The organism is Herbidospora cretacea (assembly GCF_001570605.1).
GTDB lineage: Bacteria > Actinomycetota > Actinomycetes > Streptosporangiales > Streptosporangiaceae > Herbidospora > Herbidospora cretacea.
The window spans coordinates 506,418-527,583 of record NZ_BBXG01000003.1 but is presented as its reverse complement, the minus strand read 5'-3'; the positions used below and the strand labels follow the sequence as shown (position 1 = coordinate 527,583).

General features: G+C 70.9%; 18 protein-coding genes. 4 read left to right on the top strand and 14 right to left on the bottom strand.

Annotated features, from left to right (window positions below):
* The 4 genes from AW270_RS08170 to AW270_RS08155 form a co-directional block, all read right to left on the bottom strand.
* A partial coding sequence (locus tag AW270_RS08170) for a hypothetical protein (protein WP_157521758.1) occupies nucleotides 1-994 on the bottom strand: 994 nt, incomplete at its 3' end.
* 1,066 nt (nucleotides 995-2,060) lie between these two features.
* Nucleotides 2,061-2,906 (bottom strand): NAD(P)-dependent oxidoreductase, encoded by an 846-nt coding sequence (locus tag AW270_RS08165; protein ID WP_061292366.1) that lies wholly within the window; start codon nucleotides 2,904-2,906, stop codon nucleotides 2,061-2,063.
* A gap of 197 nt (nucleotides 2,907-3,103) precedes the next feature.
* Nucleotides 3,104-4,267, bottom strand: coding sequence for an acyl-CoA dehydrogenase family protein (locus tag AW270_RS08160; RefSeq protein ID WP_061292364.1), 1,164 nt, complete (start codon nucleotides 4,265-4,267; stop codon nucleotides 3,104-3,106).
* A 386-nt stretch (nucleotides 4,268-4,653) separates the two neighbouring features.
* Nucleotides 4,654-5,289 (bottom strand): TetR/AcrR family transcriptional regulator, encoded by a 636-nt coding sequence (locus AW270_RS08155; protein ID WP_061292363.1) that lies wholly within the window; start codon nucleotides 5,287-5,289, stop codon nucleotides 4,654-4,656.
* Between the two features lie 80 nt (nucleotides 5,290-5,369).
* Between AW270_RS08155 and AW270_RS08150 the strand changes: the two genes are divergently transcribed.
* The gene (locus tag AW270_RS08150; protein ID WP_169807272.1) at nucleotides 5,370-7,664 is read left to right on the top strand and encodes an acetate--CoA ligase family protein; all 2,295 of its coding nucleotides are present in this window, start codon (nucleotides 5,370-5,372) and stop codon (nucleotides 7,662-7,664) included.
* On the opposite strand, the gene AW270_RS08145 is transcribed toward AW270_RS08150, so the two are convergent.
* The 5 genes from AW270_RS08145 to AW270_RS08125 are packed head-to-tail and all read right to left on the bottom strand — an operon-like array spanning nucleotide 7,633 to nucleotide 12,316.
* Nucleotides 7,633-8,049, bottom strand: a complete 417-nt coding sequence (locus tag AW270_RS08145) for a ferritin-like domain-containing protein (RefSeq protein ID WP_061292359.1) — start codon at nucleotides 8,047-8,049, stop codon at nucleotides 7,633-7,635. The two genes, AW270_RS08150 and AW270_RS08145, sit on opposite strands and share 32 nt — an antisense overlap.
* Complete coding sequence (locus tag AW270_RS08140; protein ID WP_061292358.1) at nucleotides 8,019-8,750, bottom strand: glycosyltransferase; 732 nt, start codon at nucleotides 8,748-8,750, stop codon at nucleotides 8,019-8,021. The genes AW270_RS08145 and AW270_RS08140 overlap by 31 nt, the downstream gene beginning before the upstream one ends.
* Nucleotides 8,747-10,093: a sensor histidine kinase gene (locus AW270_RS08135; RefSeq protein WP_061292355.1), complete on the bottom strand. Its 1,347-nt coding sequence runs from the start codon at nucleotides 10,091-10,093 to the stop codon at nucleotides 8,747-8,749. The genes AW270_RS08140 and AW270_RS08135 overlap by 4 nt, the downstream gene beginning before the upstream one ends.
* A complete protein-coding gene (locus AW270_RS08130) occupies nucleotides 10,090-10,785 on the bottom strand; it encodes a response regulator transcription factor (protein WP_169807271.1) in 696 nt (231 codons plus the stop codon). The genes AW270_RS08135 and AW270_RS08130 overlap by 4 nt, the downstream gene beginning before the upstream one ends.
* A gap of 34 nt (nucleotides 10,786-10,819) precedes the next feature.
* On the bottom strand, nucleotides 10,820-12,316 hold the full coding sequence (locus AW270_RS08125; RefSeq protein WP_061292352.1) for a phytoene desaturase family protein: 1,497 nt from the start codon (nucleotides 12,314-12,316) through the stop codon (nucleotides 10,820-10,822).
* A gap of 146 nt (nucleotides 12,317-12,462) precedes the next feature.
* Here AW270_RS08125 and AW270_RS08120 point away from each other — a divergent pair, with 146 nt between their 5' ends.
* From AW270_RS08120 to AW270_RS08110, 3 genes are all read left to right on the top strand, one after another.
* The gene (locus AW270_RS08120) at nucleotides 12,463-13,371 is read left to right on the top strand and encodes a pseudouridine-5'-phosphate glycosidase (RefSeq protein ID WP_061292349.1); all 909 of its coding nucleotides are present in this window, start codon (nucleotides 12,463-12,465) and stop codon (nucleotides 13,369-13,371) included.
* Between the two features lie 5 nt (nucleotides 13,372-13,376).
* Entirely contained in the window at nucleotides 13,377-14,300 is a 924-nt protein-coding gene (locus tag AW270_RS08115) for a carbohydrate kinase family protein (protein WP_061292347.1), read from the top strand.
* A gap of 64 nt (nucleotides 14,301-14,364) precedes the next feature.
* Entirely contained in the window at nucleotides 14,365-16,134 is a 1,770-nt protein-coding gene (locus AW270_RS08110; protein ID WP_157521757.1) for a hypothetical protein, read from the top strand.
* Here the strand turns inward: AW270_RS08110 and AW270_RS08105 are convergent.
* The 5 genes from AW270_RS08105 to AW270_RS08085 all read right to left on the bottom strand — a co-directional run bounded on the left by AW270_RS08105 (nucleotide 16,131) and on the right by AW270_RS08085 (nucleotide 21,162).
* Complete coding sequence (locus AW270_RS08105) at nucleotides 16,131-16,577, bottom strand: GNAT family N-acetyltransferase (RefSeq protein WP_061292343.1); 447 nt, start codon at nucleotides 16,575-16,577, stop codon at nucleotides 16,131-16,133. The genes AW270_RS08110 and AW270_RS08105 overlap by 4 nt on opposite strands.
* Before the next feature lie 163 nt (nucleotides 16,578-16,740).
* Nucleotides 16,741-17,190, bottom strand: coding sequence for a Rieske (2Fe-2S) protein (locus AW270_RS08100; RefSeq protein WP_245674613.1), 450 nt, complete (start codon nucleotides 17,188-17,190; stop codon nucleotides 16,741-16,743).
* Nucleotides 17,191-17,299: 109 nt separating this feature from the next.
* Complete coding sequence (locus AW270_RS08095) at nucleotides 17,300-18,451, bottom strand: acyl-CoA dehydrogenase family protein (protein WP_061292342.1); 1,152 nt, start codon at nucleotides 18,449-18,451, stop codon at nucleotides 17,300-17,302.
* A 3-nt stretch (nucleotides 18,452-18,454) separates the two neighbouring features.
* Complete coding sequence (locus tag AW270_RS08090; RefSeq protein WP_061292340.1) at nucleotides 18,455-19,360, bottom strand: hydroxymethylglutaryl-CoA lyase; 906 nt, start codon at nucleotides 19,358-19,360, stop codon at nucleotides 18,455-18,457.
* Nucleotides 19,357-21,162 carry an acetyl/propionyl/methylcrotonyl-CoA carboxylase subunit alpha gene (locus tag AW270_RS08085; protein ID WP_061292338.1) on the bottom strand — a complete coding sequence of 602 codons (1,806 nt, stop codon included), beginning with the start codon at nucleotides 21,160-21,162 and terminating at the stop codon, nucleotides 19,357-19,359. The genes AW270_RS08090 and AW270_RS08085 overlap by 4 nt, the downstream gene beginning before the upstream one ends.
* Nucleotides 21,163-21,166: the final 4 nt, after the last annotated feature.

The following is a 21,166-nucleotide window of genomic DNA, read 5'->3' as shown; positions in this document are numbered from 1 at the left end:
TGGTCGTCACACCCCTGACCCGCCAGCGCACCAGCCAGCCATCGGTCAGCTTGCCCGACGCCACCGTCACCCGGGCATACGGCGACTCACTATTGGTAGCCGTAGTGCCCGTCCCCGACCAGATCAGACCGGACCCCTGAGCCGGCACCGACGGATCATGCTCGACCTCGGCACCCAGATACGAATAGCGGAAGAACACGGGGTCGGTGATTCTCGCTTCGAGATAAGGCGTCAGCGACGACAGCGTCCACAGACCCGAACCCTGCGTCCCACGAGCCGTCAGTTCCGACACCGCGGGCTTGGAGACGTCAACCTTCGCCACCTGCCAGTCCGACCAGGGACCGTTCACACCGGTGGTCGTCACACCCCTGACCCGCCAGCGCACCAGCCAGCCGTCGGTCAGCTTGCCCGTCGGCACGGTCACCGTTGCGGTCAGGGTCGACGATGACGTGGGCGTCGTGCCGGTCCCGGACCAGATGACGCCGGATCCCTGGGTGGGCGCCGACGGGTCGTGCTCGACCTCGGCGCCCAGGTACGAATAACGGAAGAACACCGGATCAGTGATCTTCGCCTGGAAGAAAGGTGTGAGCGACGACAGCGTCCAGCCGTCGGCCCCCTGCATGCCCCGTGCCGACAACTCCGAGACCGCCGGCTTGGAGACGTCAACCTTCGCTGACTGCCAGTCCGACCACGAGCCTTCCACACCCGTTGTCGTGACACCTCTGACCCGCCAGCGCACCAGCCAGCCATCAGTCAGTCGTCCCGATGGCACCGTCACACCGGCGTAGCCCCCGGAAGAGGTCGACGTCGTCCCAGTTCCCTCGGAGATCAGCCCTGTCCCCTGTGAGGGCACCGACGGATCATGTTCCACCTCGTAACCGAGGAAGGCCGAACGGTAGAACGGGTCAGTGATCTTGGCCTGAAACTGCGGAGTGAGGGTGGAGAGCGTCCACCCGCCGGAGCCGCGTGTCCCGGATGCCCACAGATTCGACACCGCCGGAGCTGAGTCCGAAACTATGGTCATCACCGACCGAGCGCCGACAGCGGCCCGAAGCGGCGTCTTCGCAGCGGGTACATACTCCGCCGAAAGACCCTGCACCTGGCCGGAGCCCGTGGGAGGCGTGCTCGAAGGAGTCAGCTCCTCAGGATCGGCTCCGCTGATCTCCTCTGGTAGCGGTGGCGGGGATTCCAAGCCACCTTCAGCCGGTTCGTCGACCAAAGCGGGTCGGTTCTCCAGCGGAAGGCCTCCCTCTGGCCGCTTCCCGTCGTCAGGGCGGAAGCCTGGCTGGCCCGCAGGCGGATTCTCTTTCGTGACAGAGGAATCCACCTGGCTGGGCCGATTGGCCGCCGAGCCAGACTGCTGTACAGGCGGTTCATCCACGGAACCTTTCGTGGAGCCTGAAAGCTGCAGTACTGCCGGCTGCACAGAGATCCCGGCAGCAAGAACCGGAAGCCCAATCGTTCCAGGAATAAGCGCCACACTCACAACTGCGGTAATTCGAGCCAGCCATCGCGCCGGACCGTTTTTGCCCAGCCCAAATAGACTTCCGCGCACCCCGTCCACTCCTCCGCTAGTGGGAATTCGCACGAACGGGCCCCCAGCCCGTCGAAGAGCCGCTTGTGCAACTCACAGGCGATCTTCGGCAAATCGCTCGAAACATACCTGCGGATGATCTAGGCGTAAAGAGGAAATAAATTGTGATCTAGGTCACAATTCCGACGCTACGCTCTTCTGCCTGAAATTACCGGTGAGGGACCGTTCCAAAAAGGAGCTCACAACAACGAATGTGCTGCAATGAATGTCCACCCTCGGTTTTAAGTCAGCCACAATGCGTCACCACGGGGACACAGAGGGGTTGTTTCGCGGACACCGCTTATGCAAAAGAGAAGCAGCACCACATCAACCCAGGAGCATCAGTTCCGTTCTTAGAAAAAACGAGCTGCGTTCCACCCTTGTCGGCGCCTGTCAGTAGCTCACCTATACTTTTGCCATCCCAGCCATGGTTCCCACATCACCTGGAATGTCGCAACCTATTTCGCTTCCAGCGGTCGACGCGTCATCAAGGCTTGCCGCCTTCAGCAACGTATGCGGACAGGGCCGAGAAGCCCTTTTTAGCCCGTCCGTCGGACATGGCCCGGTCGGCGTATCCACGGGCCGCCCGCAGCGCCCCCGTCTCCAGCCCCGCCCGCTCCGAGGCCGCGATCACGTGGGAGATCTGCGCGTGGGCCGACCGGATCGACGAGGCGTCACCGGGGTGTTCACCTGATTCGAGGTTGGCCCCGCACTCCTCGACGAGCGCCGGCAGGATCTCGCCGAGCCCTTTGAGCATCGGCGTCAGCTCGCCGGGCTCGATGCCTTCGGCGGAGGCGAGCGCGTAGGAGTGGACGACCCCAGCGAGCGCGTTCCAGAACACGTCGAGCACCGCCACGTCGAAGGCGGCCGCACGCCCAGGATCCTCCCCCAGGTAGATGGGGTTGGCGAGCACCGACAGTTCCGCCTCCCACCGGGAGAACACCGGCGACGGCCCGCTGTAGAAGATCGTCCCGTTGGGCGTGCCGATCGCCGTGGCCGGGCAGGCGACGGCCCCTTCGAGGTAGGTGATGCCGTGGCCGGCCGCCCAGGCGGCCATCTCGCGGGCGCGGTGGGGCGTGTCCGCCGTCAGGTTGACGAGCGTCTTCCCGCGCAGGGCCTCGGCGTCGAGGATCGCCGCGACCGCGTCGTAGTCGATCACGGACACGATGGTCAGTTCGCCGACGGCCTCGGTGACTGTCTTGGCCTCGACCGCCCCGTCGGGGGCCTTGCCGGGGGTCCGGTTCCAGACCGTCGTCGGATCGCCGTTCGCGATGAAGGCTCGGGCGAGCGCTCGTCCCATCGGCCCAAGCCCGAGAATCGTGACTGGAGTCATACCGCGACCCTACGAACGCCCACCGACAGAATCCCGGCGCGCAATCTCGGCTCCCGGGTTCTGTGCTGCTGTGACCACTCCGTGGATGGCCACAGGGTGGGCGGTAGCCGTAACGGAAAGTCCCTCGCGACGACGGCAGAGCCTCGGGTGATCAACCGCTGGATCTCGCTCTTGCCTACTCAGATCCGGGGCGCAGGTCAGGCGATGACCTGGCTGACTCCCCGGCGTTCCATCGACCGGGCGATGATCAAGCGCTGGATCTCGCTGGTGCCCTCCCAGATGCGGTCGACCCGGAGCTCCCGGAGGAAGCGTTCGGCCACGTTGGTCCGCATGTAACCGCGCCCGCCGAACGTCTGCACCGCCCGGTCAGCACACCGCCACGCCGCCTCCGAGGCGAACAACTTCGCCAGCGACGCCTTGGCGTGGACGACCTTCCGGTCGGCCCCCGCATCGGCCAGCGCGGCCACCTCGTAGACCATCAACCGGGCTGCCGCCGCGTCGGCGGCCGAGTCGGCCAGCGGGAACGCCACGCCCTGGTGGTCGATCAGGCGGGAGCCGCCCTGTTCGCGCCCGCACGCCCATGTCACGGCCTCGTCCAGCAACCGGCCCATCGCGCCCACGCAATGTGCGGCGATCCCCAGCCGCTCCTCGACGAACCAGTTCTGCTGCAGCGCGTCGGCCTGGCCCAGTCCGCCGAGCACGGCGTCGTCGCCGACGAGGACGCCGTTCAGGTGCAGGGTGGGATGCCCATGGGGGAACGAGTGGGTGAAGGGCGGATCGTCCAGGTATTCGACCCCGTCGGCTTCGGCGTCGACGAGGAAGAGCGTCGGCCCGTGGCCCTCGGCCAGCGCCACCACGATGTGCACGGCCGCCACGTCGCCGCTGGTCACGAACCATTTCTCGCCGTCGAGCCGCCACTGGTCGCCGACCCGTTCGGCGACCGTCGAGATGCCGGAGGGGTCGGAGCCGGCGTGTTCCTCGGTCACGGCATACGAGACCCAGCCCTCCCCCAGCAGGGCCGGGCGGAGATAGCGGGAGATCTGCTCGGGGGTGCCGGCGGACAGGACGTTGTAGGCGTCCGGCACCCACCACCACAGACCGTTGGTGTTGCGCCCGAACTGCTCCTGCACCACGACGTAGTCGGTGGCCGACCACCCCTGGCCGCCGTGCTCGACGGCGTGTCTTCCCCCGTTCAGCCGGGCGTCCAGAGCGGCCTTCATGATCTCGGTGACGTCGGAGGAGGCCAGTCGCCCGCCCGCCCGCTCGGCGGACTCCTCCCGTGGAATCAGCACGTCGTCGACGAAGGTCCTGGCCCGGTCACGCAGCTCGATCTGCTCATCCGACAGCCGTATCAGCGACATGTCGCTCTCCCTGACGATCCCTGACTGGTGACCCAGTCAAATAGGGGAGCGATCATCCTGTCAAGCCGCCGACGAGGTCTCCTCGAAGCTCATGAGGGTGCAGGACGACGACACAGGGGTCTGACCGCGCGGCGGTCCTCCCCCGCGTTCGCCGAGCGGCCGGAGCCTCGCGCGCGATTCGGGCGGCAGCTCACGATGCGTCCGGCACCTGGAGCCGCGTCACCGGTGGAGATTCGATGCGCCAAGGCCCTTAGTGCAGTCGGCGGTGATCCGGCCCTGCTCAACCGCAGACAACTCCGACCCCGCCAGTTCACACGCCGCCACACCGCCCGCCGACCCCTGCCAGGTCGTACGCCGAGTCAGGTCCTACGCCGAGTCAGGCGGAATCAAGCAGGGAAGGTCGACCGTTCCACGCCCACCTCGCGGGCCGCCGCGATCCGGGCGTGTTCCAGCAGTCGCTTCCGCGACATCGCCCCCGAGTGCAGCGTGTAGCGCACCACGAGCCCGTCGAGCATCCCGTCGAGCCGCTCGGCGGCCCCCTGGGGATCGTCGCAGGTGAACTCCCCCGCCGACATGCCCTCGGAGATCACCTCGGACAGGATCTCGATCCAGCCGCCCTCGAGCTCCAGCAGGATCTCCCGCACATGCGGCTCCCGGACCCCGAGCGCCCACGCGTCGAGCCACAGGATCCAGCTCTGGTCGGACCGCGAGTTGGGGATGTAGAAGCGCAGCACCCGGTCGAGGCGCTGCACCGCCGTCCCGGGGCCGGCGATGATCTCGCGCAGCCGCCTGACCTCGCTCTCGGAGGTGGCCCGCAGCATGGCGGTGATCAGGTCGTCTTTGGTGGCGAAGTGGTAGTGGATCAACCCGCCACTGACGTTGGTCGCTTTCGCGATGTCGGAGACCCGGGTGCTGGCGAGACCTCGCTCCAGCACCACACGCCGGGCGGCGTCCAGCAGTTCGGCCCGGCGCTGATCTGCCTGATCGGCCCGGCTGCTCCGGGCGCCCTCCGCGCTGCGCACCCGGCAACTCTACCCCAGCAGCGCCTCGCGTCGGCGACACACCTTGACTGCTGACTGGTTGACCAACCAGTGTGGAGGAGGTGAGACCCGCGCGCCTGCTCGCTCCCCGTTCGGTCGCCGTCGTCGGCGCTTCGACCCGCCCCGGCTCCTACGGCAACCAGGCGGTCGCCAACCTGGTCACCGCCGGTTTTCCCGGTCCCGTGTACGGCGTCCACCCCACCGCCCGCGACGTGCACGGCGTGCCGTGCGTGCCGACCATCGCCGACCTGCCCATCGCGCCGGACGCCCTCGTCATCGCGACCCCGGCGGGCACCGTGCCGGATCTGCTGCGGCAAGCGGGGGAACGAGGGTGTGGCGGCGCGGTCGTCCTCGCGGCCGGTTTCGCCGAGATCCCCGGCGGCCGGGCGCTTCAGGACGAGCTCCGGCGGGCCGCCCTGGCCCACGGCCTCCCCGTCTGCGGTCCCAACGGGAACGGCGTCGTCTCGGTCGTCGGCCGGGCGCCCATGTGGGGCGACGCCTATGTACCCAGGCGTCCCGGCCCGGTGGCGCTCGTCTCGCAGAGCGGCAACGTCGCGGTCAACGCCCTGCTCAGCAGGCGCGCGCTGCGGCTCCACACGGTCGTGTCCTGCGGCAACCAGGCCGTCCTCACCGCGTCGGACTACCTCACCGCCCTGACCGAGCTCGACGGCGTCACCTCGGCCGCGCTCTACCTGGAGACCGAGGACCCGGGCCTCCCGGAAGCCCTCGCGCTGGCGGTGGAGCACGGCATCCGGGTGGCCGTACTGAAAGCGGGCACCAGCGCCCTGGGCGCCGCCGCCGCCGCCGCCCACACGGGCGCCGTCGCGGGTGATCACCGCATCCTCAAGGCCCTGATCGAGGAGGCCGGTGGCGCGTGGGCCCGCAACCCCCACGAACTCCTCGAACTGGCCAAAGCCCTGAGCCAGGCCAACCACCGAACCGCCACCAGGTCCGGGCACACCAACCCGCCGACCACCCATGCCACGCCCGGGCGAATCACCCCGTCGAAAGCCGAAGCTGCCGCCAGTAACCTCTACCTGTCGCATCCCGGCTCCGCCCCCGCGCACCTCAACCCGCCGCATCCCGAACCCGTCGGGCACGTCTACCCGTCGAATCTGGACGCCCCCGCGCACCTCAACCCGCCGGACGAAAGCGCCTCGTCCGGGCGAGCTGCTCGCACCATCGCCCACACGCGAACCGATCCGCTGAACACCCCTGAGACGGGGGTGCTGGTGGTGACGTGTTCTGGGGGTGACGCCGCCACGGCTGCCGATGAGGCCGCGAGGCTCAAGGTGCCGCTTCCGGCGCTCAGCGCGGGCACCGTCCAAGCTCTGAAAGGGCTTCTGCCCGGTACGGCCACCGCTTCCAATCCCCTCGACTACACCGCCGTCATCTTCGGCGAGACCGAGCGAACCGCCGCCGTCATCGCCACAGCCGGCGAGGACCCGTCGATCGGCGTCGTCCTCGCCTGCTACGACCGCCCGGCCGAGATGGACCCCGAGCAGGAACAGGCGTGGGACGCCGCCCTCGACGCCGTCACGCGTGCGGCCGGGAGCCTCGACGTCCCGGTCGTGGTGGCCTCGACGCTCCCCGAGCTCATGCCGGAGGCCACCGCCGAACACCTCACCGACCTGGGCCTGGTCCCCGTGGCGGGCCTGACCGAGGGCCTGATCTGCGCCGGCGCCATGACCACCGCGGTCGATCCGGCCCGCATCCGCGAGATCGCCGACCAAAGCAAAAAGCGAGGCAGCAGTGCCGAACCCACCTGGCTGCGGGAGGTGGAGGGCAAGGCCTGTCTCCAGGCTCATGGCATCGCCGTCCCGAGAGGCGGGGTCGCCGGGGATCCGGCTCAGGCCGGGGCGCTGCTGGCCGAGCTCGGGACCGTCGTGGTCAAGGTCGACTCGCCCGACGTCCGCCACAAGGCCGCGCAGGGCGGCGTCATCCTCGGCGTCTCGACGGAGAAGGACCTCGAACGGGCGCTGAGGCAGATCCCCCCGCCGGTCCTCGTCGAGGAGATGGTTCCCCCGGGGGTCGAGGTGATGGTCTCCGTCAGGTACGACGCCGTCACCCCGGTCGTCGTCATCGCGCTGGGCGGGGCCTGGGTGGAGGTCTTCGACGACGCGGCGGTCGTCCCGCTCCCCGTCACCAGGGAGCGCGTGGAGAGGGCCGTACGGGAGATGAGGGCCGCCAGGCTCGTTCCGGACGTCGGGACGCTCGCCCGGACCGCCGTCGCGCTGGCGGACATGACCCGTCGGGAAGGGTTCGTGTTCGCCGAGGTCAACCCCGTCATCCTGCGGGGGCGGACCGCGACGGCGGTCGACGCCGTCATTTGCCGAGGGCGCCCTGCAGGTCCATGACGTGGTCCTGGGTCTGCTGCAGCAGGGGGCGCAGCGCCTCGGCCACGTCGGGGAGGCCGAGTTCGATCGCCTGCTCGACCCGCTCCCGGTAGCGGACGAGCTGGGTCTCCTCCAGCTCCAGGTCGAGCTGGAGGGCGGCCGCGCTGTCAGGGGTGTCGGGGATCGAGGGGACGCGGACGGACGGGACGCCGCCCAGGAAGTCGATCTGCTGGGCCAGGGCCGAGGCGTGTTCGAGTTCCTGCGTCAGGTGGGCGCGCATCTCCTCGACGATGGGCTGGTACTGGGCGCCCTTGATGGTCGCCGCGTGCTGGGTGTACTGGACGATCGAGCGGTATTCGCTCTCGAGGTCCTCGTTCAGGAGCGCGATGAATGCCTGTTTGTCCATGCGCCTGCGGCTACCCCTCGTTCGCGTTCCGACACCACCCGGGCGAGGCCTCGTAGCTGGGCGATCGAGGTGCGCAGGACGTCCACGCTGCTGTCGGGGTCGTCGACCCACCGCACGGGGACCTCGTGGATGCGCAGGCCCCGCCACTGCGCCCTGAGCAGCAGTTCCGTGTCGAAGAACCAGCCGTCGTCCACGACGGAGGGGAGTAACTCGCGGGCGACGGGGGCGCGCAGCGCCTTGAAGCCGCACTGCGCGTCGGTGAAGGCGGCGCCGGCCGAGCGCAGCAGCAGGTTGTAGGCGCGGGAGATGAGCTCGCGGCGGGGGCCGCGGACGACCGACGACCCGGCCGCCAGCCGGGTCCCGATCGCGACGTCGGCGTGCCCCGACAGCAGCGGCGTGACGAGCGGCACGAAGGCGGCCAGGTCGGTGGACAGGTCGATGTCCATGTACGCGACCACGTCGGCCTCGCTCCACGACCAGGCCTCCCGCAGCGCCCGTCCCCGGCCGGGGGTCTCCAGGCGCAGCGTCCGGACGCCGTCCAGCGACCGGGCCACCGACCAGGTGGCGTCGGTGGAGCCGTTGTCGGCCACGGTCACGCGCACCGGAAAGGGGCATTCCCGCTTGAGGAAGGCGAGCAGCGTCGCGACGCTCGACGCCAGCACCCGCTCCTCGTCGCGGACGGGCAGGACGATCTCGATCACGCGGCCGACCCGGGGAGCACGACCGTCACGGTCGTCCCGCCGTCGGGGCCGCTCGCGAGGGTCACCCGGCCGTCGGCGGCCCTGACCGCCTGGGCGACGATCGCCAGGCCCAGGCCCGATCCGGGCAGGCTGCGCGCGGCGGGTGAGCGCCAGAAGCGTTCGAAGACGTGGGGCAGTTCCTCCTCGGCGATGCCGGGGCCCTCGTCGCGGACGGTCAGCTCGCCGTCCCGCAGGCGGACCGTCACCGTGCCCCCTTCCGGGCTGAACTTGACCGCGTTGTCCAGGATGTTGACGGCGGCGCGCTGCAGCCCCCGCACGTCCCCGGACACCCGCCACGGGGACAGTTCCACGTCGAACACCAGGCCGGGGCCGCGCCGCCGGGCCCGGTCCACGGCGGCGGACACCACGTCCTGGAACTCCACCTCGGTGGACGCGCCGGCCGTCTCGGCGTTCCGGGACAGTTCCAGCAGGTCGGCGATGAGGGAGGACATCTCCTCGAACTGCTCCTTGACGCTGACGAGCAGCCGCCGCTTCGCCTCGGGCTCCAGCGGGCGGCCGGTGTTCTCGCTGCGGAGCAGCAGGTCGATGTTGGTGCGCAGCGACGTGAGGGGGGTGCGGAGCTCGTGGCCGGCGTCGGAGACGAGCTGCCGCTGGCGGTCCCGCGAGGCGGCCAGGGCGGCGGTCATGGTGTTGAAGGCCGCGCCCAGGCGGGCGATCTCGTCCTTGCCGTCGACGGGGATGCGGACTTCGAGGTCCTCGGTCCTGGCGACGTGCTCGACCGCGCCGGTCAGCGACGCGACCGGGCGCAGGGCGGTGCGGGCCAGCCACAGGCCGGTCGCCGCCGCGCCGAGCACCCCGACGGCGCAGACCCCGGCGAGCACCAGGCCGAGCACCCGGAGCGAGTCGTCCATCTCGCGGGTCGAGCGGAACACGGTCAGCGCGGTCCCGGGCTCGAACGCCCTGGTCTGGGCGATGACGGGCGTCTGGTAGTGCCCGCTCAGGATGCCGTTGCGGACCACCGCCGGGCCGCTGCGCGAGCACAGCGCGCGCTCCTCGGGGATGGGTTCGAGCGACGACGACCCGCCCTCGCAGATCGTCCCGTCGCTCCGGACGAGCTGCCAGCCGCGCCCGGACGGGTCCCACGGCTGGTCGCTGTCCTCCTGGCCGCAGCGGGCGAGGGCCTGGGCGACCTGGTCGTCGCGCACGGGGAACTGCTCCAGCGACTCGATGAGCTGGTCGCGCATCTGGTCGCGGACGATCAGCCAGCTCGCCCCGGCGCAGACGGCGATGGCGACGGCCACCGCCACCGCGATCACGATCGTCACCCGCCGCCGCAGGCTCACGGCGTGCCCCTCAGCACGTAGCCGACGCCGCGCACGGTGTGGATCAGGCGTGGTTCGCCGTCGGCCTCGGTCTTGCGGCGCAGGTACATGACATAGACGTCCAGGGAGTTGGACGACGGCTCGAAGTCGAACCCCCACACCGCGCTGAGGATCTGCTCGCGGCCGAGCACCTGGCGGGGATGGGTCAGGAACAGCTCCAGCAGCAGGAATTCGGTCCGGGTCAGATCCAGGGGCCGCCTGCCGCGCCGGACCTCCCGCGTCTGCGGGTTCATCCGCAGTCCCTCGAAGGCCAGCTCGTCGGAGGCGGGGGCCGTCAGGGTGCTGCGCCGCAGCAGCGCCCGCACCCGGGCCAGCAGCTCGTCGAGCTCGAAGGGCTTGACCAGGTAGTCGTCGGCGCCGGCGTCCAGGCCGGAGACGCGGTCGCCAACGGCGTCGCGGGCGGTCAGCATGAGGATCGGCACGTGGTCGCCGGCCGCGCGCAGCCGCCGGCAGGTGGTCAGGCCGTCGAGGCGCGGCATCATGACGTCGAGCAGCACCGCGTCGTAGGGCTCACGCTGGAGTTCGGCCAGCGCGGCCAGCCCGTCGGAGGCCACGCCGACCCGGTAGCCCTCGAACTCCAGGCTGCGCCGCAGCGCGTCGCGCAGGGCCGGTTCGTCGTCGACGACCAGCAGCCGGGGTGTCTCGTCCGTCACGTTCACACGGTAACGACCGCCTCTGAGAAGACCCTTAACGTCCCAGGACGGCCATCGCCGCGTTGTGGCCGGGGATCCCGCTCACCCCGCCGCCGCGCCGCGCGCCCGCGCCGCACAGCAGGAGCCGCTCGTGGACGGTCTCCACGCCCCAGCCGCCCTCCTCGGCGTAGGGCCAGGACAGGTCCTGATGGAAGATGTGGCCTCCCGGGAGCCCGGCGTCCTGTTCGAGATCGAGCGGGGTCTTGGCCTCCAGGCAGACGCCTTCCGGGCCGGTGAGCAGCACGTCCTCGAGGGGTTCGGCCAGGACCGAGTCGATCGAGGCGAGCGTGCGGCGGACCGCCTCCTCCTTGGCCCCCGGCCGGTCGAACAGCCGCGCGGGCATGTGCAGGCCGAACAGCGTCATCGTCTGCGCTCCCGACCTCCGCAGGTCGGCGCCGAGAATCGAGGGGTCGGTCAGCGAGTGGCAGTAGACCTCGGCGGGCGGCAGGCCGGGGATCTCCCCCGCCGACGCCTGCCGGAAGGCCAGCGCGAGCTGGTCGCGGCTCTCGTTGATGTGGAAGGTGCCGCTGAACGCCTCACGCGGGTCGATCGAGCGGTCCTTCAGCCTCGGCAGCCGCTTCAGCACCATGTTGATCTTGAGCTGGGCGCCTTCGGGCCGCTCGGGGGCCTCCTCGCCCAGCAGCCGCGCCAGCGTGAAGGGCGGCAGGTTCGCCAGGACCTTCCCGCCGGTCACGGTGTGCTCGCCCTTCTCGTCCCGGTACGTCACCTCGCCGGTCGCCGGGTCGATCGCGACCACCTCGGCGTTCACCCGGATCTCCGCGCCCGCCTTCCTGGCGATGTCGGCCAGGCCACCCGTGACTGCGCCCATGCCGCCGACGGGGACGTTCCAGTCGCCGGTGCCGTCGCCGATGACGTGGTAGAGGAAGCACCGGTTGGCCAGCAGGTCGGTGTCGGGGTCGGCGAAGGTGCCGATGAGCGCGTCGGTCAGCACCACCCCGCGCACCACGTCGTCGGCGAACAGCTCGCTCACCACCTGGCCGATGGGCCGTTCGAACAGGTCGGTCCAGGACTCCCCGACCAGTTCCCTGAGCTGGTCGCGCGAGGGCAGCGGCTCGATCAGGGTGGGGGCGATCGCGGTCGCGGCGGCGGCCGTCATGGCGTAGAAGCGCCGCCAGGCGACGATCTCGTGGCCGCCCCCGGTGACGTTGGCGAACGAGGCGGCCGTGCGGTCCTCGTCGCCGCCGTCGACCAGGAGACCGCCGGTTCCCACCGGGGTGTACGAGGAGAAGCGCCGCCGCCGCAGCGTCAGCGGCAGCCCGAGGTCCCGGACGACCTTGGAGGGCAGCAGGCTGACGAGGTAGGAGTAGCGCGAGACCCGGGCGTCGACCCCCGGGAACGCCTGGGCCGAGACGGCCAGGCCGCCCACGTGGCCGTACCGCTCCAGCAGCAGCACGCTCTTGCCGGCGCGGGCGAGATAGGCGGCGGCGACCAGGCCGTTGTGACCGGCACCGGCGATGACGACGTCGAACATGGTGAGTCCCCTCCGTTTCGTGACTGGACGAAAGCGGGTGAGGGGCTAGAGACCGGTCTGCCAGTGGGGCTGCGGCTGGGACACCATGCCCGCACCCTACATTTGTGAGTGCTCTGGGACCACATGCGACGTATGGGGAAATTTCAATGATCAAGCGTTCCGAGGAAGTGGCGACCGCGCTCGCGGAGGGCCGCCCGGTGGTGGCACTGGAGTCGACCATCATCTCCCACGGCCTGCCGCAGCCCAGGAACCTCGAAGTGGCCCGCGAGCTGGAGGACCTCGTCCGGAAGGGCGGCGCGGTCCCGGCCACGATCGCGGTGCTCGACGGCGTGCCCCGCGCGGGCCTGACCGACGAGGAGCTGGTCCGGGTCGCGACCGAGGGCGATCTGCGCAAGCTGGGCTTCCGTGACCTGCCGGCCTGCGCCGCGCTCGGGCTGAGCGGCGCGACGACCGTCTCGGCGACCTCGTTCCTGGCCGCGCGGGCGGGCATCCGGGTGTTCGCCACCGGCGGCCTGGGCGGCGTCCACCGCGGCTACACCTCGGTGCAGGACGAGTCGGCCGACATCGACACGCTGAGCCGCACCCGCGTCACGGTCGTCTGCGCCGGCGTGAAGTCGATCCTGGACGTCCCCGCCACCCTCCAGCGCCTGGAGACGCGCCAGGTCACCGTGGTCGGCTTCCGCACCGACGAGTTCCCCGGCTTCTACCTGCACACCTCCGGCGAGCCGGTCGACTGGCGCATCGAGACCGCCGGGGAGGCGGCCGGCATCATGCGCGCCCAGGACGCCCTGGGAGGGCCCGAGACCGCGCTGATCGTCGCCAACCCCGTGCCGGAGGACGAGCAGCTCGACCCGGCCCTGCACGACCGCGTGCTCGCCGAGGCGCTCCGGGCCGCCGAGACCAACGGGGTGACAGGTCAGGCCATCACCCCCTACTTGCTGGAATACCTGGTCGAGGCCACCCAAGGCGCCTCACTTGCGGCCAACCTCGCGGCAGTACGCGGAAACACCCGCCTCGCGGCGGAAATCGCGTCATCCTGGACGCCGGAGATCTGATCGACATGGGAGGCCTGCTGGTGATCGGCGATGTCGTGACCGATGTCGTCGCCCTCCACCGCGAGCCGGTGGCCACGGGCACCGACACCGAGGCCGACATCACGCTGCGGCCGGGCGGCTCCGGCGCCAACACCGCCGCGTGGGCGGCCCACCTGGGCGCCGACGTCCGGCTGCTGGCCCGCGTGGGCGCCGACACGGCGGCATGGCACCTGAACGCCCTGAGCGGCGTCAGAACCCATGTGACCGTCGATCCCGTCCGCCCGACCGCCGTGGTGATCGCCATGGTCGACGGCGCCGGGGAGCGGTCGTTCCTGACCAACCGGGGCGCGGCGCGCCATCTGGGCCCCGGCGACTGGACCGACGCGCTGCTCGACGGGGTCGACTGCCTCCATCTGTCCGGCTACCTGATGTGGACGCCGGAGGGGCTGGAGCTGGCCCGCCTGGCGATGCGGGCGGCGAAGGACATCACCGTCAGCGTCGACCCGGCCTCCACCAGGTTCCTGCACGAGTTCGGCGTCGAACGTTTCACCGCCGAGACACGGGCAGCAGATGTGATCATCCCCAACCGTGACGAGGCACTCGTGCTGACCGGAGCCACCGATCCCGGACGCGCGGCCGAACTCCTCGGCGACATCTACGGAACCGCCGTCGTGAAGCTCGGCCCGGCGGGCGCGCTTCTCGCCCAAGACGGGCGTATCGTTGCTCGGGCCGGTGCCGTCGCGGCGGGGCCGGGTGACCGCGTCGTCGACTCCACGGGCGCGGGAGACGCGTTCGCGGCCGGGTTCCTCACGGCGCGACTCGCGGGTTTGACCGGTTCCGAATGCCTCGAAGCGGGCTGCCGCGCAGGCAGAAGGGCCGTTGGCCTCATCGGCGGCCGTCCCCCGGCCGTTGAGCACGCAACTGAGCTTTACCCTATTGACACCAATTGATAGCTTGCGGCGTAAGCTGCACCATTAGCAACAAGCGTCACTCTCGGGAGGGTGCGGTCAACCGATGGACGCCGAGTCAACGATCTGCCTGAGCGATCTGGTTCCCGCTCTACGCTGGAGCCGCCCCCAGCAGGTGGCCGAAACACTGGCCGACCCACGCCTCCCCGGCGGCTGGTGGGGCTCCGTCGCACTGGGCCGTGCCCTCGGCACGACCGGCATCGACTGGGTCTGCGAGCGGCTCGCCCGGCTCGCCGTGACCCACCTCGACCACCTGCCGCTGACCGACTTCATGCCGGCTCTGCAGGTGCACACGGTCGATCGTCAACTCCCCGGCTGGCCCGAGCCGGTCCGGTCGGTGATCATCGGCCTGGGCGGCTGGCAGCGCCTGCGCCGCCTCACCGCCGCCGACCTGGCCACCCCGTCGGCCTCGGCCACGCCCGAGACGGTGCTCACGGCGGTGTTCAAGGAGATCTTCACGCACATCCGCATCGAGATCCCCGCCGACGCCGCCGCTCCGGCCGCCGCGCAGACCGCGCAGGCCGCTCCGGCCGCCGCGCCCGCCAAGGCGGCCACCCCGGCGAAGCAGCCGGCCCCCGTCCAGAAGGCCCAGCCCGTCGCCGGGCCGCTGGCGGCGCCCGTGCCGGCCGTCGAGGAGACCGGCATGATGGCCGCGATCCCGGCCCGCGCCCAGGTCAACGGCTCGAAACCGGCCGTCAACGGCACGCCCGTGGTGCCCGCCCCGGCCAAGCCCAAGGAGCCCGAGAAGCCCGCGCCGCTCAACACGGCCGAACACCCGATGGTCGGCCTGGTCGAGCACCTGTTCCGCGAGTGGAACCAGCTGGAGCGCGCGGTCGCCGCGCAGCGCCTGTTCGCCGCCGAGCCGATCAGCCTCCGCACCCTCGCCCACGAGCTCAACGTCGACCGCGAGCTGCTGTCGCAGGCCCAGCGCACCGCCGAGGAGCGGGTGCTGATGTGGCTGCGCTCCCCCGACTCGGCCGCCCTGACGGGCCACCTGTTCGGTCTCACCGAGTGGCTCGGCACCGCCGCCACCCAGGAACAGCTCATCGCCGCCGACGCCTCCCACCCGATCGAGGTCCCGGCGCTGCGTACGCCGCTGTGGCGCGTCCTGGTGACCCTCATGCCCGACCGCCGTCTCCAGGACGGCTGGCTCGTCGTGGGCGACCTGGGCGGCCTGCGCGACCGCACCCGCCAGTTGCTGTCGGCCCACCCGGCCGACGCCGACGTGATCGAGCTGCTCGGTCAGCTCGGGATCCGTTCCCACTCCGCCAAAGCCTGGATGGAAGCCCTGCCGAAGAGCCTCACGAACCCCGGTCCCGGCGCGAACGGCGGCGCCCCCGCCGGCGACGCGCCGCTCCCCCGCCGCACCCCCGGCGCCAACGGCCACCCGGCCCGTCCGGCGGGCGTGCCGATACCGAAGATGGCGCACAGCGGCCCCGACCCGCAGACCGCGCTCGCCGCGCTCAACGCCCTCACCGGCGGCGCGCCGCGCCCGCACCTGGTGCCCAGCCCGCGCAGCACGCCGAGCCCGGCGTCCGACCCGCGCCGCTGGCAGCGCATCGACGTGACCAGCGGGCACCTGCGTGGCGAGCCGGTGGCGGTGCCGGAGAACTACGCGGCCCAGCTCGGCATGCGGCCCGGCACCCTGCTGTCGGTGACCGGCCCCGGCGACAACGCCGTGGTGCTCGTGTGGCGCGACCGGCAGCCGGTCTTCGACTCGCTGCAGCCGGTGCTGATGCGGTTGAACGCGCGTCCGGGCGACTCGGTCTACGTGACGGTCGACGGCTACCGGCTCGACGCCCAGCTCACCTCTTAGGGGTTCTTGGGGCGGAGTAGCTTGCGGTAGTAGGTGGCCGACACCTCGTAGCCGGTCGCCTTATAGAACTCAGCCGCCCGGCGCGTGGCCAGTGCGACGTATCCGGCGTCGCGGCTGCGCGCCCAGAGTTCGAACTCCCGCAGCAGGTGGCGGCCCAGCCCGAGCCGGCGGAAGCCGCCTTCGATGATCGCCTCCTCCACCCACGCGACCCGGCCGTTGGCGAACAGGGTCAGGTGGGTGAAGCCCAGGAGGTAGCCGCGGACCGTGCCGTCGACGGTGGCGACGAGGAGGAGCGCCTCCTCGTTCTCCAGAAGCTCGGGGAACGCGGCGTCGAAGGAGGCCCGTTCGGGCCGGAACGACACGGCGAATTCCCGGGCCAACGCGAAGATCTGCTCCGCGTCGGTCTTCTCTGCTCTCCGAAGCTGGAGATCACCGGACGTCATGAGGCGACTCTAGGATCCGTCCGACCTGCGCGTCCATCACCGGGATGCGGTCACCTGGCTACAAAGGCCGTCCGAAACGTCCTTCTTGACGGATGTTTAAGCAGGTGGGAAGTGGTACGTCCGGCCACGTACCACTGGTGGTAATGGTGCCAAACTTTCGCACTTATCCGAGGAGGATGGAGTCACCCTCGACCTTGATCGGGACCTCGGGAAGCGGCGCCTTGGCGGGTCCGCCCTGGACCGATCCGTCGGCGATGGAGAACTGCGAGTTGTGGCACGGGCACACGATCTTGCCGTCGTCCACCGACTTGACCTTGCAGCCCTGGTGGGTGCAGACCGGGCTGAACGCCTTGTAGGTGCCCGCCTCGGGCTGGGTGATCACGGCCTGCTCGGTGATCACGCCACCGCCGACCGGCACGTCGGCCGTCGCGGCGAGCGCGTCGCCGCCACCACCGGCGGCGGGGGCGGAGGTCTCCGCGGGGGGCGCGGCGGCCGTGGTCTCGGCGGGGGCGGCCGTCGTGCCCTGCTCTCCCGAACACGCCGCGACGGCGACGCCGACCCCGGCCAGCGCGGCGGTGCCGAGGGCGCGACGGCGAGTGACGTTCAGGTCCACTTTGATGCCTTTCGGGTGGGTTACTGGATGTCGTACGGACACAGACAACCAGCAGCCGGGAGTGGACCCGAACGCTTGATCGGCTTTTCTAAGGATTAATTAATCGTGGTCAGAGGCCGCCAAGCCCCAGTTCACGGGCGATGAGCAGCCGCTGGATCTCGCTGGTGCCCTCACCGATCTCCAGAATCTTGGCGTCCCGGTAGAAGCGGCCGACGGGGTATTCGTTCATGAAGCCGTAGCCGCCGAAGATCTGGGTGGCGTCGCGGGCGTTGTCCATCGCGGCGTCCGAGGCGACCAGCTTGGCGATGGCGGCCTCCTTCTTGAACGGGAGCCCCCGCAGCATGCGGTCGGCCGCGTGGTAGTAGGCCAGACGGGCGGTGTGGGCGCGGACCTCCATGTCGGCGACCTTGAACTGCATGGCCTGGTAGTGGCCGATGGGGTGGCCGAAGGCGTGGCGCTCGGCGACGTAGCGGACCGACTCGTCGACGCAGCCCTGGGCCAGGCCGACCGACAGGGCGGCGATGGCGATCCGGCCCTCGTCCAGGGTCTGGAGGAACTGGGCGTAGCCTCGGCCGCGCTCGCCGAGGAGGTTGGCGGCCGGGACCCGGCAGTCGGTGAAGCTCAGCTCGCGGGTGTCGCTGGACGACCAGCCGACCTTGGAGTACTTCGCGGAGACGCCCAGGCCGGGGGTGCCGGCCGGGACGATGATCGTGGAGATCTCCGGCCTGCCGTCGGGGCGTCGCCCGGTGATCGCGGCCACCCCGATGAAGCCGGTGATGTCGGTGCCGGAGTTGGTGATGAACGCCTTCGAGCCGTTGATCACCCATTCGCCGCCGTCGAGGTCGGCCGTGGTCCGCATGCCGCCGGGCACGTCGGAGCCGCCGCCGGGCTCGGTGAGGCCGAACGCGCCGAGCAGCTCCCCGGCCGTCAGCTTGGGCAGCCACTGCTCCTTCTGCTCGGCCGTGCCGAAGCGGTGCAGCGGCATCGCGCCCAGCGAGACGGCGGCCTCCAGGGTGATGGCGACGCTGGAGTCGACCCGGGCCAGCTCCTCCAGCGCCAGGCACAGGGCGAAGTAGTCGCCGCCCATGCCGCCGTGCTCCTCGGGGATGGGCAGCCCGAACAGGCCCATCGCGCCCATCTTGCGGACGATGTCGTAGGGGAACTCGCCCTTCTCGTAGAGGTCGCCGATGACCGGGGCGACCTCGTCGCGGGCGAACGCCTCGACGGTCTTGCGCAGGTCCTCGTGGTCTTCGGTGAGCATGTCTCACTCCTTCGTGAGGGCGCGGACCACCGCGCTGGGGCTGGGGCGGCCGAGCTGACCGGCGAGCCAGTGGCTGGTGGCGGCCAGTGCCTTGAGGTCCACGCCGTGGTGGATGCCGAGGCCGTCGAGGAGCCAGACCAGGTCCTCGGTGGCGAGGTTGCCGGTGGCCGACTTCGCGTAGGGGCAGCCGCCGATGCCGCCCGCGCTGGCGTCGACGACGGTGACACCGTGGCGCAGCGCCTCCACCACGTTCGCCAGCGCCTGGCCGTAGGTGTCGTGGAAGTGCACCGCGAGCGGGCTCTCCCGGGGGAAGGCGTCCAGCAGCGCGCCGACGTGCCCGGCGGTCCCGACGCCGATCGTGTCGCCCAGCGACAGTTCGGCGCAGCCGAGGTCGAGCAGCCGGGTGCCGACGTCGACGACCTGGCCGATCGGGACGGGCCCCTCCCACGGGTCGCCGAAGCACATCGAGAGGTAGGCGCGGACCCTGATCCCGTTGTCCCGCGCGCGGCTCACCACGGGGGCGAACATGTCGAACTGGGTCTTCAGCGACCGGTTGAGGTTGCGCTGCGCGAACGTCTCGGTCGCGCTGCCGAAGATCGCGATCTCGGTGCAGCCGAGTTCGAGCGCCCGGTCGAGCCCGCGCTCGTTCGGCACCAGGACGGGATATCTGACCTGGTGCTCCCGGTGGACGGTCGTCAGCAGCTCCTCGGCGTCGGCGAGCTGCGGGACCCATTTCGGGTGGACGAAACTCGTCGCCTCGATGACCTTCAGGCCCGCCGCGGCGAGCCTGCCGACGAACTCGGCCTTGACCTCGACGGGGACGATCGCCTTCTCGTTCTGCAGGCCGTCGCGGGGACCGACCTCGTAGATCGTGACCTCTTCCGGGAGGCCTTCGATTCGGTGGCTCATGGCGCCGCCTCCACGATCGCGAGCACCTCGTCGAGCGCGACCTGCTGCCCGGCGCGGACGCCCAGCGTGGTCAGCGTGCCCGCGACGGGCGCGGTGACGGTGTGCTCCATCTTCATCGCCTCCACGATCAGCAGCGGCTGCCCCTCGGCGACCTCGTCGCCCTGGGCCGCCTTCACGACCAGGACCGTCCCGGGCATGGGACTGCGCACCGCGCCGTCACCCGCCTGGGCGGCGGCCGACCTCTCCTCGATGGGCTCGTGCCGGGTGATCCGGTAGGTCCGCCCCTCGGCGTGCAGCCACAGGGTGTCGCCGTCGCGTGCGGAGGTGAACCGCCGGGTCACCCCGTCGGGCTCCGGGGCTTCGACGATCTCGCCGTGGACCTCCAGCAGGTGGGTGAGCGGGCGGCGCCGGCCCAGCCGCCAGCCGTCGGGGACGTCCCACGGGTCGTCCGAGGCCGCCACCGGCGTGAAGACGCGGGCGGCCTCGGTGAGGACGTGACCGGGGACCTCCGGCTCGGCCGGATCGAGCTCGCGCTCGACGAGCCCGGTGTCCAGCACCCCCCGCTGGACCTTCTCGTGGCGCAGCAACTTCTGGAGGAAGGCCAGATTGGTGGTCACCCCGAGGATGACCGTGTCTCTCAACGCGCTGTCCAGCCGGGCCAGCGCCTCTTTCCGCGTGGGGGCCCAGGCGACGGCCTTGGCGAGCATGGGGTCATAGCCGGTGCCGACCACCGCCCCCTCGGCGACACCCGAATCGAACCGGATGCCGGGCGGCTCGTATCGAAGGATCGTGCCCGTGCTCGGGAGGAAGCCCCGGGCCGGGTCCTCGGCGTAGACGCGGGCCTCGACGGCGTGCCCCTTGAGCTCCACGTCGTCCTGCTCCAGCGGCAGCCTCTCCCCCGCGGCCACCCTGAGCTGGAGCTCGACCAGGTCGAGGCCGGTGACGAGCTCCGTCACGGGGTGTTCGACCTGGAGGCGGGTGTTCATCTCCATGAAGAAGAACTCGCCGGTCGCGCCGTGGACGATGAACTCGATGGTGCCCGCGTTGACGTAGCCGACGCTGCGGGCGGCCTCGACGGCGGCGGCGCCCATCTTGGCCCGGGTGGCCTCGTCGAGGAGCGGCGAGGGGGCCTCCTCGACGATCTTCTGGTGCCGGCGTTGCAGGCTGCACTCGCGTTCGCCCAGGTGGATCACGTTGCCGTGGCTGTCGGCCAGCACCTGGATCTCGATGTGGCGGGGGCTCTCGACGTACCGCTCGATGAGGAGGGTGCCGTCACCGAAGGCGGCGAGCGCGGTCCGCGCGGCCGAGGCGAGCGCGTCGGGCAACTCCTCCTTGGAGCGGACGAGCACCATGCCCTTGCCGCCGCCACCGGCCGACGGCTTGATCAGCGCGGGGAAGTCGCGGAAGTCCGCCAGGTTCGCCGACGCGCCCGGCACGACCGGGACCCCCGCGGCGGCGACCGTCTCCTTGGCCCGGATCTTGTCGCCCATGGCCTCGATCGCACCGGCGGGCGGGCCGACGAACACGATCCCGTGGTCGTGGCAGGCCGCCGCGAAGCCGGTGTTCTCGGAGAGGAACCCGTAGCCGGGGTGGATCGCCTGGGCTCCGGTCTTCCGGGCGGCCTCCACCACTTCGGCGGCGTCGAGATAGCTCCCGATCTCCACCGCCAGGTCGGCCGCGCCGGCGTGGGTCGTGTCGCCCTCGGTGTGGACGGCCACCGACCTGATGCCGAGACGGCGCAGCGTGGCGATGACACGCAGGGCGATCTCGCCCCGGTTGGCGACCAGAACGGTGTCGAACATGGCC

Bases quoted from the DNA above. Each gene is read 5' to 3' on its own strand.
- AW270_RS08165 (WP_061292366.1), bottom strand. From the start codon at position 2,906: ATGACTCCAGTCACGATTCTCGGGCTTGGGCCGATGGGACGAGCGCTC.
- AW270_RS08160 (WP_061292364.1), bottom strand. From the start codon at position 4,267: ATGTCGCTGATACGGCTGTCGGATGAGCAGATCGAGCTGCGTGACCGG.
- AW270_RS08145 (WP_061292359.1), bottom strand. From the start codon at position 8,049: ATGGACAAACAGGCATTCATCGCGCTCCTGAACGAGGACCTCGAGAGC.
- AW270_RS08125 (WP_061292352.1), bottom strand. From the start codon at position 12,316: ATGTTCGACGTCGTCATCGCCGGTGCCGGTCACAACGGCCTGGTCGCC.
- AW270_RS08120 (WP_061292349.1), top strand. From the start codon at position 12,463: ATGATCAAGCGTTCCGAGGAAGTGGCGACCGCGCTCGCGGAGGGCCGC.
- AW270_RS08115 (WP_061292347.1), top strand. From the start codon at position 13,377: ATGGGAGGCCTGCTGGTGATCGGCGATGTCGTGACCGATGTCGTCGCC.
- AW270_RS08110 (WP_157521757.1), top strand. From the start codon at position 14,365: ATGGACGCCGAGTCAACGATCTGCCTGAGCGATCTGGTTCCCGCTCTA.
- AW270_RS08105 (WP_061292343.1), bottom strand. From the start codon at position 16,577: ATGACGTCCGGTGATCTCCAGCTTCGGAGAGCAGAGAAGACCGACGCG.
- AW270_RS08095 (WP_061292342.1), bottom strand. From the start codon at position 18,451: ATGCTCACCGAAGACCACGAGGACCTGCGCAAGACCGTCGAGGCGTTC.
- AW270_RS08090 (WP_061292340.1), bottom strand. From the start codon at position 19,360: ATGAGCCACCGAATCGAAGGCCTCCCGGAAGAGGTCACGATCTACGAG.
- AW270_RS08085 (WP_061292338.1), bottom strand. From the start codon at position 21,162: ATGTTCGACACCGTTCTGGTCGCCAACCGGGGCGAGATCGCCCTGCGT.